The organism is Amycolatopsis sp. NPDC043887, from assembly GCF_056435665.1.
Window position 1 is genome coordinate 94,215 of record NZ_JBWKEB010000016.1, and the last position, 12,622, is coordinate 106,836.

The window sequence follows — 12,622 nt, forward strand, 5'->3', positions numbered from 1 at the left end:
GTTACTACCCGGTAACCGTAGCGCCTCGCTTCGCTGTCCGGCCACCGAACTCGACCGAAGTCACCCGTCCACGCTCGTCGCGCAGGAACCGGGCGGTGGGCTTGCGGGTGTCCGCGGCCGGGGCGATCGCGTCGCCGCCCACGAAAACGGCCTCGAACGGCGGTGGCGAGGGAAAGCCCTCGACGTCGGCGACCAGCTGGGCCCAGAGGGCGCCGTCCCGGTCCTTGACCACGAACGCCAGGTCACCGGTCTGATAGCGGCCCAGGTACTCGGCGATGTCCGGCTGCGGCACCGGCGGCGGGCTCGTGAGCGGAGGCAGCCCGACCACGTGCTCCAGGCACCAGTCGACGACCTTCGCGCCCAGTGCGGACCCGCCCGCGCTATTGGTCAGCACCGTGACGGCGAATTCCTCCTCCGGCACGGTCACGAACTCCGACAGCTGCAGGTTGCTCACGTTGCCGCCGTGCCGGACCAGCCGGGCAGCGCCGTGGGTCGTGTGCAGCCAGCTGAGCCCGACCTCTTCGAACCGCAGCGCGGCCCTGCGCTGCGGCGCGCGCATGAGGTCGCGGGTGGCTTCGCTGATCGGAGGCTCGCCCTCGGCCTCACCGGTCAGGAAGAACCGGGCCCATTTCAGCTGGTCGCCCGCGGTCGACCACAGCCCGCCGCTCGCGCTGTCCGCACGGGTGAGGCCCACGGTGTGCTCGACCGCCGCTTCACCGTCGCGCAGCACGTGTCCGACGGCGTGACGGCGGGTGAGCACCTCCCACGGCAGGTAATACGACTCGGTCATACCGAGTGGGTCGAGCAGCCGGGCGCGGACCACGTCCTCGAAGGGTTCGCCCGCCACCACCTCGACGACCCGGCCGGCCAGCTGGAATCCGGCGTTGCAGTAGGAGAAGACCTCGCCGGGCGGGAAGTTCTGCGGCAGGTCGCCGAACTTCGCGATCGCGAGGGCCAGCGCGTCGTCACCCCACCCGGTGGTGAAGTCGACGTCGCCGAGGAAACCGGCCGAATGCGTGAGCAGATGACGCGAGGTCACCGTCTTCCGCGCCACCGGATCCGCCAAGGGGAGATCGGGAAGGTACTCGACGACCGGCCTGTCCAGGTCCAGCACACCGTCTTCGACCAGGGCCAGCACGGCGGCCGCGGCGAAGGTCTTGCTGGTGGAGCCGATCATGAACAACGTGCCGGGATCGACCGGAAGCCCGGTGTCCACACTGGACACTCCGGTGGCGAACACCGACTCCTCACCGCGGTGCGTCACCCCCACCACCGCTCCGGGGACGCTCGCGCGACGCGCCTCCTCGTCGAGCACCCCTTGCAGATCCTGAACGTTCGACACCCGTGTCCCCTTTCGTCCGGTCACGTCAGCGTTTCACCGCGACGCCGCGCCCGGCTCGTCCGAACCGACGAACATCACCGGACCGGTGCGGGCGATATCACGTAGCCCGGGAGATCACGACCCAGTACACTGGACGACGCGGTCCGCTCAGTTCTGCCTCGGGCCGCGTTTCGTTGTCGAAGACCACGCGCCGCGGCCCCCGAGGTCTGCGCCGGGCAGGACAACCGTTTCTATCCTTACGGAGATACCAGGGCGCGCTTCGCGCCCACACGCTTATGAGCACACCTACTTTCACCGAACTCGGCCTGCCCAAGCCCCTCGTGGACTCGCTCGCCGAACAAGGCGTCACCAGCCCGTTCCCGATCCAGGCCGCCACGCTGCCGCATTCGCTGGCGGGCCGGGACGTCCTCGGCCGCGGCCGCACCGGCTCCGGCAAGACGTACGGCTTCGTGCTGCCCGTCCTCGCCCGGCTCGCCGAAGGCCCGACCCGCCGCCGCCCCGGCCGCCCGCGTGCCCTGGTCCTGGCGCCGACGCGCGAACTGGCGACCCAGATCGAGGCTTCGTTCCTGCCGCTGGCCAAACCGCTCGGTCTCAAGGTCACCACGATCTTCGGCGGCGTCAGCCCCAACCCGCAGATCACCAGGCTGCGTGACGGCGTCGACATCGTCGTCGCGTGCCCCGGCAGGCTCGCCGACCACATGCGCTCCGGCGAGGCGAAGCTCGACCACGTCGAGATCACCGTGCTGGACGAGGCCGACCATATGGCCGACCTCGGCTTCCTGCCCGACGTCCGGCGCATCATGGCCGAGACCCCGGAGCGCGGGCAGCGCCTGCTGTTCTCCGCGACCCTCGACGCGGGCGTCGACGTGCTGGTCAAGCGCTTCATGCACGACCCGGTCACGCACAGCGTCGACTCGGCCCAGTCGCCGGTCTCGACGATGCAACACCACGTGCTGCACCTGGAGGAGACCCACCGGCTGCCGGTGCTGATCGACCTCACCGCCGCCCCGGGCCGCACGCTGGTGTTCACCCGGACGAAGCACCGCGCCAAGCAGCTGACGCGCAAGCTCATGGCCTCCGGCGTGCCGGCGGTCGAGCTGCACGGCAACCTCGGCCAGACGGCGCGGACCCGCAACCTGGAGGCGTTCGCCTCCGGCGCGGCGAAGACGCTGGTCGCGACCGACATCGCCGCGCGCGGGATCCACGTCGACGACGTCACGCTGGTCATCCACGCGGACCCGCCCGTCGAGCACAAGGCGTACCTGCACCGCTCCGGCCGGACGGCGCGGGCCGGCGCGTCCGGCACCGTCGTCACGCTGATGACCGACGCGCAGGTCGGCGACGTCCGCGACCTCACCCGCAAGGCAGGCATCAAGCCGACCACGACGCAGCTCGGCCCCGGCCACCCGCTGCTGTCGGAACTGGCGCCCGGTGAGCGTTCGTTCACCGCTTCGCCGCGACGGCCGATCGTGGACACGCGGCCGAAGCGCGTCAGCGCCAGCGGTGAAGCCATCCCGGGCAAGGGCGACGACGAAGACCGTCCGGCAAGCGGTGGACGTGGCGGCCGCGGTGGCCGTGGCCGAGGTCCTTCCGCCGGTGGCCGTGGAGCTTCCGGTGGCGGCCGTCGCGGCGGCTCTTCCGACGGCCGTTCGCGTCAGCCCCGTACCGAGGGCGACCGCCGCGGCGCTCCCGCCGGCCAAGGCCGTCGCGCGGCCGAGAGCACCGGACGTCGCGAAGGCGCGCCCAAGGGCGGCGGCCAGGGTCGTCAGGGGCGTCACGGTGCCGCCGAGTCGCAGCCGCGCCGCGGCTCCGGTGCCACGAAGTCCCAGTCCTCGCGGAACCAGTCCGGCGGCGCTCCGGCCCGTCGCGGTGGTGCCGCCGCGTTCTCCTCGGGGACCCGCGCCGGCTCGCGCCGCTCGCGCTAGTCCTCCCCGACGGCCGTCACGCGAGTTCCGTCTTCAAACACGCGAGATCCGGCTTCCGTCACGCGAGTTCCGCCCGCGATCACACGTGATCCGGCGGCCGGCTCACGTGATCAGAGGGACGACACACAAGTTGGCCATCTGATCACGCGTGTCGTCCATCTGATCACGCGAGCCGTCCGGCGGGACACGCGTGACGGCCGCCGGATCTCGCGTGCTTGGAGGCGGAACTCACGTGACTGGGGCCGGGTCACGCGTGTCGGGCGGCGGCGCGGGCTTCAGCGGCCGCGCGGCGCTCCTCGAAGCGTGAAGCCTGCGTGTCGAGGGCCTTCAGGAACTGGTCGAGTTCGTCCCGCGCCTTCTCCCCCACCTCGCCGAGCCCTTCGAGCTCGAAGATCTTCCACTGCCGCAGCAACGGCCAGATCACCTCGTCGTGGTGGATGCGCAGGTCGTAGATCCCCGCCTTCGCGATCAGCGCGGCCTTCCGCACGAAGCTCGGGATCACCGCGCCCGGCATCTGGAACTGGACGACCTCGTCGGTGATGGCGCGCATCATCGCGTCGGGTGAAAGCTCCAGCGACGCCTGCACCAGGTTCCGGTAGAAGAGCATGTGCAGGTTCTCGTCCATCGCGACCCGCGCGAGCAGCTTCTCGCACAAGGGATCCTGCGTGTACTTCCCGGTGTTGCGATGCGAAATCCGCGTCGCGAGCTCCTGGAAGGATACGTACGCGAAGACGTTCAGCAGCTCTTTGTCGCCGCTGTCGTACCCGGCCTGCATGGTCTGCATCCGCGACCGCTCCAGCTCGACCGGGTCCACCGCGCGCGTCACCAGCAGGTAGTCGCGGATGCAGATCCCGTGGCGGCCCTCTTCGGCGGTCCAGCGATGCACCCACGTACCCCACGCGCCGTCGCGGCCGAAGGCGCGCTCGATCTCGCGGTGATAGCTCGGCAGGTTGTCCTCGGTGAGGAGGTTGACCTCCAACGACGTCCGCGCGATCGGCGACACCCGCGACTGCTCGGGATCCCACGCTTCGCCGCCGAGGTCGGCGAAGTTGCGGCCCTCGTCCCACGGCACGAACTCGTGCGGCATCCATTCCTTGGCGACCGAGAGATGCCGGTTGAGGTTCTCCTCGACCGTCCCTTCGAGTTCGAGCATCAGCCGGGTGGTTTCGGGGACCGCCATGCGTTTCGTCCTTCCAGGGTACGGAAAACGCCTACCTACGACACCGTAACTTACGGTGTCGTAGGTTTGCCACCTCCGGAAGGTGAACGCTCAGGAGCCGGCGACAGGGTGTCGCGAAAGCCACAGGACGTCAGGCATCACTGTGGCCTTCGCAACGTCTGGCGAGTGGCCGGGCCAGGCGCCACACCGGGGCCGTCCATGAAGGAACTGGGACGTTGAATGTCCCAATTCCTTCATAGACGCGAGGTCGACCTTGAACTGTCAGGAGCCGGCGACGGCCGCCAGCTTCGGCACCAGCTGCTCGATCGCGTACGGAATGCTCAGCACGGTGTTGAACGAGATCGCGGCCCCGACCGGCGGTTTCTCGTAGGTGATGAACAGATCCCGCTTGTCCGCCGACACCTTCAGCTTCCGGTACACCGGATCGGCCCGGATCCTGGCCTCCGCGCCGACGTCGGAGTTCAGCCACACCAGGCGATCCGCGTCGAACAGATCGAACCGTTCCGAGGAGACCTCGACGACGTTGTTCTCCGGCTTGCTCAGCGCCTTGACCGGTTCGAAGGGCCGGAAGCCCAGCTCGGTCATGAAGATCATCTTCGGGTCGGTCGTGGTGAACGCGGAGAACTTGCCCGCCTCGAAGGTGTCGGCGACGACCATCGACAGCTTCGCGAACCCGGGATGCTGGGCCCGCGCCTGCGCGAACCGCCGGTCGATCCCTGCGATCAGGTCCTCGGCCTTTCGCTCAAGGCCCAGTGCGCGGCCCACCATCCGGGTCGTCTCCTGCCAGGGCGCCGCGTAGTCCTCGAACTTCGGCGGCTGCGCGACGACCGGAGCGAGCTGCGAGAGCTTCTCGTACTGCTCCTTCTTCATCCCGCTGTACTGGGCGAGGATCAGGTCCGGCTTCAGCGCGGCGATCTTCTCGAAGTTGTAGTCGTCCCGTTCTCCGACGATCTCCGGCTGCTTGTCGCCCCAGAGGGCCTGGGTCCACGGCCACTTCCCGTACGGCCGCTCCTTGAACCAGTCGACGGCGCCGACCGGCCGGATCCCGAGCGCCAGCACGGCGTCGTGGTCGGAAAGGCCGAGCGTGACGATCCGCGACGGCTGTTTCCCGACCGTCGCCGACCCGTATTTGTGTTCGACGGTCACCGGAAAGGTGCCCCTGGCCTCCGGCGGCACCAGGGTCTCGTCGACCGATTGCGAAGAACCACAACCGGCTGCCAGCAACGACATCATCAGCGCGGTCAAGGTCGCCTTGACCCGCACCCCGGTAACGGACATGCGGGTAAGGCTAGCCTGCCCAAAGTCCTAAAGGGACGCGGTGAGACCACGCGCACGCAGGACCGAGCGTTCCAGCGGACGGAACACCACCAGCTCGATACCGACCCCGACCAGCAGGATCAGGAAGATGGCCGACATCACGGCCTCCATGCTGTTGAACGACGAGCCTTCGTGCAGGTACGCGCCGAGTCCCTTGCCGAGCGCCGGGGACAGCGCGATCAGCTCGGCGGCCATCAGCGAACGCCACGAGAACGCCCAGCCCTGCTTGAGCCCGGCGAGGAATCCGGGCAGCGCGGCGGGCAGCAGGATGTGCCGCGCGGACGACAGCCTGCTCGCGCCCATCACCTGGCCCACCCGCGGCAGGATCGGCGGGATCTGGTCGATGCCTGCGACCAGCCCGTTGGCGATCGAAGGAACCGAACCCAGCAGGACCACGAAGTAGATCGACGCGTCGTTCAGCCCGAACCACAGGATCGCCGCCGGCACCCAGGCCACCGACGGAAGGCTCTGCAGCCCGGTCAGGAACGGCCCGACCGCGGCCCGGACGACCCGCACCTTCGCCACCAGCAGCCCGAGCGGTGTCCCGATGACCACGCCGATCAGGAAGCCCAGCGCGGCGCGGTGCACCGACGTCCAGACGAACTCGAAGATCTCACCGTCGACGGTGATGCCGACGAGTTCGTCCCACACCGCGAGCGGCGCGGGCAGCATGGCCTCCGGCCAGAACGCGGCGGCCCACAGCGCCTGCCACAGCGCGATCACCAGGATCAGGAAGACCACCGGCGGCACGAAACCGCGCAGGAATCGCTTTCCCCGGCTTTCCCGGCGCTCCCCGGTGGGGGTGTCGAGCGAGTCGAGCCCCGCGCCGACGGCCTCGTCGGCGTCTTCCGCCGCGGTTTCGGGGCGGTCAAGCCGCGGCATGGGTACTGATCACCTCCCGGAGGTGACCGGTGATCTCCAGCGTCAGCTCCTCGGCGTCGGAGGCCTGGACGTCGCGCCATTCCCGCACGACCCGGCCGGGCCGCGACGAAAGCAGCACGACCCGCTGGCCGAGCCGGACGGCCTCGCGGACGTCGTGGGTCACGAACAGCACCGAGGTGCCGGTGCTGCGGTAGACGCGCAGCAGTTCACCCTGCAGGACGTCGCGGGTGATGGCGTCGAGCGCGGCGAACGGCTCGTCCATCAGCAGCAGCGACTGCTCCGGGTCACCGCCGACACGCAGGGTGGCGGCCAGCGCCCTGGCGAGCGCGACGCGCTGCCGCATCCCGCCGGACAGCTCGTGCGGCCGCTTGTCACCCGCGCCACCGAGGCGGACGAGTTCGAGCAGTTCGGCCGCCTTTTCCCGGCGCTCGGCCCGGCCGAAACCGGCGAGCCGCAGCGGCAGTTCGACGTTGCGGGCCGCGGTCAGCCACGGCATCAGCGCGGCCTCCTGGAACATGACCGCGGGCCGGGAGGTCTCCAGGGTGATCGAGCCCGACGTCGGCCGGTCGAGACCGGCGACCAGGTTCAGCAGGGTGCTCTTGCCGCAGCCGGAGGCGCCGAGGAGGCAGACGAACTCGCCGGGGGCGACCGTCAGGTCCATCCCGTCGAGGGCCACGACGGCGCGGCCGGTCGGCCCGAAAGCCTTCCGCACCCCGTCGAGGCGCACGGCGACACCGGTGGACAGGCCGGGCTCCAAGGTGGTCGTCATCGCTGATCCCCTCCGGTCACTTCGTCAGCCCGGGCGCGTTCACGCCGGGCTCGCCCTGCTCGGAGAGCACGGCGTTGAGCGGGCCGAAATCGGCGAACCCCTTGAGGTCCACCGCGGACTTCACCACACCCGCGGTCACCGAGTCCTGCGCGAGCTGGCTGAAGGTCGACGCCACCGGATCGATGCCGAGTTCGATGCCGGAGAACGCGCGATCGAGAACGGTCTCGCTCAGGGTGCTGCCCGCGAGCGCCTTGAGCTCGCCGTTGACGACCTTCTTCGCCTCGGCAGGGTTGGTCTTCGCCCACTCGATGGCGGCGAGTTCACCCTTGAGGATGGCGGTGACGGTCTCCGGGTGCTGCTGAAGGAACTCCCTGCGGACGATCACGACAGTGGTCGGGAACTTGCCTTCCGGCCACAGCGTCTTCTCGTCCAGCAGGACCTTCGCGCCCGCGTCGAGCACGAGCCGCGAGGACCACGGCTCCGGCAGCCAGCCGCCGTCGAGCTCGCCCTTCTTGAAGGCGTCGAACGTCTTCGGGTTGTCGAGGTTCGTGACCTTGACGTCGGGCAGCTTCTTCTCGGCGACGAACTTCTTGAGCGCGACGTCCTGGGTGTTCGCCAGCGACGGCGTCGCGATGTTCTTCCCGGTGAGCTGCTCCGGCGCGGTGATCTCCGGCTTCACCACCAGCTGGGCGCCGCCGGTGACCGCGCCGGAGACCAGCTGGATGGCGCCCTTGGACTTGGTGAAGGCGTTGATGGCCGGGCCGGAGCCGATGAACGCGATGTCGAGCGAGTCGCCGAGCAGCGCGTTGACCTCTTCGGGGCCGGCGTTGAACGTCTGGGTGGTGAGTTTCGTCGAGCCGAGTTCCTTGGCGAAGAAGCCGTTCTTGGTCCCGATCAGCGCGGGCGCGTGCGTCACGTTGGGGAAGTACCCGACGCGCACCTCGGCCGCGGCCCCCTGGCTCTTCTGCTCCACTTCGGTGCCCCGATCGGCACGCGAACACCCGGCGATCCCACTGGCCAAGGTCAAGGCGGCGAAGGCCGCGGCCAGTAAGCGGGTTCTGTGGTGGGTGCGCACGGAAGGGTCGCCTTTCGGAGAGTACGACTTGGCTCGGGTGGTGGCGCGAGAGTCGCATGTTCACCCACGTGCCTGCATCGCCATCCGAATGACGGGAAAGATGCTGAGAATCCTTGACACCAGACGGAACTCCTGTTCCACATTTCAGGAACGGTGTAACGGTTCGAGCCGAACGGGCGAATCACGCTTAGTGGTGACGCACCCTCGTACCGTCGCGATGGCGGGCGTACTGACCGCCGGGATCGGGATGGGAGTCGTCGCGTCGACGCTCAAGATCGCCGACGGTACGCACACCGTGCTCGACACCACCCTGTCCACGACGACGGGGTTCCTCTTCCTCCTCGCCGGCGCCATCGCGCACGTACGCCGCGCCTCGAACCCCATCGGCCTGCTCATCGCGCTGGCCGGGCTCGCGTTGTTCGCCGAGGACCTGCAATTCGCCGACCAACCGCTGGTGCACACGGTGGGTTTGGCGCTGTCCGCGGCGTCCAGCCCGGTGATCGCGCATCTCGTGCTCGCCTTCCCGCACGGGAAGCTCCGGTCACAGTCCGAACGAGTACTCGCCTTCTCCGCGTACGCCGTGGTATTCGGCTCGGCCGTCCTCGGTCTGCTGGTCAACGACGATCCGAAGAACCTCGCCGCGGTCGCCGCTTCGCCGGAGGCCGAACAGCTGGTCAAACGGCTGCTGGAGCTCGTCGGTGCGCTGATCGGCGGTGGGGTCGTGGTGGTGCTGCTCTACCGCTGGCTCACCGGACGGCTTCCGCAGCGGCGACTGCTCTCCCCTGTCCTCGCGATCGCCGTGGTCGGCGCGTTGAGCACTACGGTCGGCAGCGCGCTCGGCTCCGGGCACCCGTTCTCCGAACCGCTGCTGGACGTCTACCGGATCTCGTTCTGCCTGTGGCCGCTGACGTTCCTGATCGGGGTTCTGCGGGCGCGGGTCGGCAACGCGGAGATGATCCGGCTCCTGCTGGAACGCGACGGCACCGGGCTGGCCGCGCTCGTGCAGGACGACGAAGTGTGGAAGGACAGCCGGTCGATCGACGCGCTCAACGCGGCCGCCGGGCTGGTGCTGGACAACCAGCGGCTCGCCGCGGAACTGGAGGAACGCCTCGTCGAGGTCCAGGCCTCCCGTGCCCGCATCGTGGCCGCCGCCGACGACGAGCGGAGACGGGTCGAGCGGGATCTGCACGACGGCGCGCAGCAACGCCTGGTCAGCGTCGTCCTGCTGCTGCGGATGGCGGAGCGCCGGCTCGGGAGTGAGCTCACCCCCGCCGTCGCGACACTGCTGCGAAGCACCATCGACGAACTGCAGGCCACCGTCACCGAACTGCGCGAACTCGCGCGCGGGCTCCGCCCCGCGATCCTCACCGAGGCCGGGCTGATCCCCGCGGTCCGGTCGCTGCTGGACCGCGTCCCGCTCGCCGTCGACCTCGCGGACGCGGACGTGCCACGGCTCAGCGGTGCCGTCGAGGCGACGGCGTATTTCGTCGTCTCGGAGGCCGTCACCAATGCCTTGAAACACGCGCGGGCGGGGGAAGTCCGCGTGTGCATCCGCGTCGAGGACGACGGCCTGCGGGTGGACGTCCACGACGACGGCACCGGCACGGCCGACATCGGCGGCGGCTCCGGGCTGCACGGCCTCCGTGACCGGGTCCGCGCGCTCGGCGGCGAACTGACCGTCGCGAGCGAACCCGGCACGGGCACCACGGTTTCGGCCGTCATCCCCTTGGACGGCTAGGCCAGCCCTCGGATGGCGCGCGCGGGCGGGCGCGTCCCCTGGATCGACGCGACCATCTCCAGCACCTGACGAGTGCGCCGTACCTCATGGACCCGGAACACCTTGGCTCCCTCAGCCACCGCCCAGGCCGTCGCGGCGAGCGTGCCGTCGACCCGCTCCGCGAGTTCCACGCCGAGCGTCTCGCCGACGAAGTCCTTATTGGACAGTGCCATCAGCACCGGCCAGCCGGTGTCCGCCAGTTCCCGCGCGTGCCGCAGCAGCGCCAGGCTGTGCCACGTGTTCTTGCCGAAGTCGTGCGTCGGATCGATCAGCACCCCTTCACGCGGGACACCGAGCGCGACCACGGCTTCGGCGTGCGCCGTGGTCTCCGCGACGACGTCCGCGACGACGTCCGGGTAGTGCACCCGGAACGGACGGGTCCGCGGGACGGCGTTCCCGGTGTGCGAGCAGACGTAGCCGGTGCCGAACTCGGCGGCGACCTCGGCCAGTTTCGGATCGGCTCCCGCCCACGTGTCGTTGATCAAGTCCGCGCCCGCCTCGGCCGCGCGCCTGCCCACTTCGTGACGCCACGTGTCGACGCTGATCACCAGGCCGGGGTGCAGTTCGCGGATCCGCTCGACGAACGGGACCACCCGTCGGATCTCTTCCTCGACGCCGACCTCCGCGCCGGGGCCGGCCTTGACTCCGCCGATGTCGACGATGTCCGCGCCGTCGGCCACCGCCCTGGCGACGGCGGCGAGCGCGTCCGGATCCGAGAAGGTCGCCCCCTTGTCGTAGAAGGAGTCGGGGGTACGGTTGACGATCGCCATGACCAGGGCGCGGTCCCGGGCGACGCGGCGCCCACGGAAGGTCAGCTCGTTCACGCACCGATCGTAGGCGAGCGGACGCCCGCCCGGTGAGTACCGCCCACCGGGACCGTCCCGGCGACCGGGAGCGCCCATTCGAGTGGCATATCTGATATATGACGCAAGAGATCGGATCTCTCTTGACTCGCCATCGAACACCCGGGTACACGTTGTCCCACAAGGAAGTTCCGCCCCAAGGCTGGTCGGGATGCCGGCGGACGGCGGATCGGCATCCCGGCCACTCACTCCCCCGGTTGCCCCGGCGCAGGAAGGGCTTCGAATGTCCCCATATCCTCTTCGCGTGGCACGGCTTTCCCGGCGCACGGTGCTGGCGGGAACCGCGGGCGCCCTCGGCGCGCTCGCCCTGCCTGGCGTGGCCTCCGCGGCTCCGGTGGATTGGTCGCGCGCCGTCGTCGACTCGACCATGAAGCGTCACACCCCGGCCACCCTCGGCGGCTGGGGCTACACCCGCGGCCTCTACCTCTACGGCCAGTACCTGGTGTACCGGCGCACCGGCGAGAAGTCCTACCTCGGCTACATCCTCGCCTGGTACGACCGGTTCGTCACCGAGAGCGGGATCTCCAATTCTTTCACCAATCTGGACGCGATGCGCTCCGGGCAGATGTTCCCCTTGCTGTACACCGAAACCGGGCAGGCGAAGTACAAGACCGCGGCGGATCAGTTGCGCGCCCGGTTCCCGTCCTATCCCCGGACGTCCGACGGCGGGATGTTCCACGCCACGAGCAGGGTCGGGCAGCTGTGGGCGGACGGCGTGTACATGGCGCAGCCGTTCCTCGCCCTGTACGGCAAGACCTTCGGCGATGCCGCCTACTGCTACGAAGAGGCCGCCAAGAACGTCAGCGTCTACTTCGACCGGCTCAAGGAGCCCGCGAAGGGCCTGCTGTACCACGCCTACGACGAAGACGGCTCGGAACCGTGGGCGTCGGGTCCCGGACGGCATTCGAAATTCCACTGGGGCCGCGCGATCGGCTGGCTCGGCATGACGGCGATCGACCTCCTCGAAATCCTCCCCCGCGACCATCCGCGGCGCCGTCGTCTCGTCGACGTCGTGAAATTCCTCGCCGCGGGGTACACCCGCTGGCAGGACCGGGCTTCGGGCCGCTGGTTCCAGGTCGTCGACCGGGGCGGCGACAAGGACAACTGGCTGGAGACCTCGGCTTCGGCGATGTACACCTTCCTGCTCTCCCGCGCGGTGGAACGCGGCTACATCGGCGCCGAGTACCGGCCCGTGGCCGCGAAGGGCTACCGCGGGGTTTTGTCCCAGGTTTCGACCGGATCCGACGGATTGACCGATATCTCGAACATCTCCGAAGGCACCAACGTCGGCGACACGGCGTATTACTACGCGCGTAAACGCAACACCAACGATTTCCACGGTCTCGGCGCGTTCCTCATCATGAATGAGCAACTCGCCCGCTGAGTCGCCGCACCGGCCGAAGGGCGCTTTCCCCGCTTCCGACCTGGGGAAAGCGCCCTTCGGTCGTTTTCCGGCCGGATTCCGGGTATTGACCGGAGGCGCTAACATCGC

The 12,622-nt window shown here is 69.3% G+C and carries 10 protein-coding genes; 3 read left to right on the plus strand and 7 right to left on the minus strand.

Features of this window, described 5'->3' with window-relative positions; translation table 11 throughout:
* Positions 1-4: 4 nt before the first annotated feature.
* A complete protein-coding gene (locus tag AC069H_RS34275; RefSeq protein ID WP_478235096.1) occupies positions 5-1,342 on the minus strand; it encodes a serine hydrolase domain-containing protein in 1,338 nt (445 codons plus the stop codon).
* A gap of 275 nt (positions 1,343-1,617) precedes the next feature.
* Here AC069H_RS34275 and AC069H_RS34280 point away from each other — a divergent pair, with 275 nt between their 5' ends.
* On the plus strand, positions 1,618-3,267 hold the full coding sequence (locus AC069H_RS34280) for a DEAD/DEAH box helicase (RefSeq protein WP_478235097.1): 1,650 nt from the start codon (positions 1,618-1,620) through the stop codon (positions 3,265-3,267).
* A 247-nt stretch (positions 3,268-3,514) separates the two neighbouring features.
* On the opposite strand, the gene AC069H_RS34285 is transcribed toward AC069H_RS34280, so the two are convergent.
* The 5 genes from AC069H_RS34285 to AC069H_RS34305 form a co-directional block, all read right to left on the minus strand.
* Positions 3,515-4,447: an acyl-ACP desaturase gene (locus tag AC069H_RS34285; protein ID WP_478226566.1), complete on the minus strand. Its 933-nt coding sequence runs from the start codon at positions 4,445-4,447 to the stop codon at positions 3,515-3,517.
* A gap of 261 nt (positions 4,448-4,708) precedes the next feature.
* The gene (locus AC069H_RS34290) at positions 4,709-5,725 is read right to left on the minus strand and encodes an iron-siderophore ABC transporter substrate-binding protein (protein WP_478235098.1); all 1,017 of its coding nucleotides are present in this window, start codon (positions 5,723-5,725) and stop codon (positions 4,709-4,711) included.
* 27 nt (positions 5,726-5,752) lie between these two features.
* Positions 5,753-6,646, minus strand: a complete 894-nt coding sequence (locus AC069H_RS34295; RefSeq protein ID WP_478226567.1) for an ABC transporter permease — start codon at positions 6,644-6,646, stop codon at positions 5,753-5,755.
* Positions 6,633-7,415, minus strand: coding sequence for an ABC transporter ATP-binding protein (locus AC069H_RS34300; protein ID WP_340685061.1), 783 nt, complete (start codon positions 7,413-7,415; stop codon positions 6,633-6,635). Before AC069H_RS34300 ends, AC069H_RS34295 begins: the two co-directional genes overlap by 14 nt.
* A gap of 16 nt (positions 7,416-7,431) precedes the next feature.
* Positions 7,432-8,490 (minus strand): ABC transporter substrate-binding protein, encoded by a 1,059-nt coding sequence (locus AC069H_RS34305; protein ID WP_478235099.1) that lies wholly within the window; start codon positions 8,488-8,490, stop codon positions 7,432-7,434.
* A gap of 217 nt (positions 8,491-8,707) precedes the next feature.
* Between AC069H_RS34305 and AC069H_RS34310 the strand changes: the two genes are divergently transcribed.
* Complete coding sequence (locus tag AC069H_RS34310; protein ID WP_478235150.1) at positions 8,708-10,228, plus strand: sensor histidine kinase; 1,521 nt, start codon at positions 8,708-8,710, stop codon at positions 10,226-10,228.
* On the opposite strand, the gene folP is transcribed toward AC069H_RS34310, so the two are convergent.
* The gene (gene folP, locus AC069H_RS34315) at positions 10,225-11,091 is read right to left on the minus strand and encodes a dihydropteroate synthase (RefSeq protein ID WP_478235100.1); all 867 of its coding nucleotides are present in this window, start codon (positions 11,089-11,091) and stop codon (positions 10,225-10,227) included. The genes AC069H_RS34310 and folP overlap by 4 nt on opposite strands.
* Before the next feature lie 262 nt (positions 11,092-11,353).
* On the opposite strand from folP, the gene AC069H_RS34320 reads away from it, so the two are divergent.
* A complete protein-coding gene (locus tag AC069H_RS34320) occupies positions 11,354-12,514 on the plus strand; it encodes a glycoside hydrolase family 88/105 protein (RefSeq protein ID WP_478235101.1) in 1,161 nt (386 codons plus the stop codon).
* Positions 12,515-12,622 lie beyond the last annotated feature (108 nt).

Excerpts from the sequence above, each read along its gene's own strand:
- AC069H_RS34290 (WP_478235098.1), bottom strand. The coding sequence starts at position 5,725 with ATGTCCGTTACCGGGGTGCGGGTCAAGGCGACCTTGACCGCGCTGATG.
- AC069H_RS34320 (WP_478235101.1), top strand. The coding sequence starts at position 11,354 with ATGTCCCCATATCCTCTTCGCGTGGCACGGCTTTCCCGGCGCACGGTG.
- AC069H_RS34300 (WP_340685061.1), bottom strand. The coding sequence starts at position 7,415 with ATGACGACCACCTTGGAGCCCGGCCTGTCCACCGGTGTCGCCGTGCGC.
- AC069H_RS34285 (WP_478226566.1), bottom strand. The coding sequence starts at position 4,447 with ATGGCGGTCCCCGAAACCACCCGGCTGATGCTCGAACTCGAAGGGACG.
- AC069H_RS34310 (WP_478235150.1), top strand. The coding sequence starts at position 8,708 with ATGGCGGGCGTACTGACCGCCGGGATCGGGATGGGAGTCGTCGCGTCG.
- AC069H_RS34295 (WP_478226567.1), bottom strand. The coding sequence starts at position 6,646 with ATGCCGCGGCTTGACCGCCCCGAAACCGCGGCGGAAGACGCCGACGAG.
- AC069H_RS34280 (WP_478235097.1), top strand. The coding sequence starts at position 1,618 with ATGAGCACACCTACTTTCACCGAACTCGGCCTGCCCAAGCCCCTCGTG.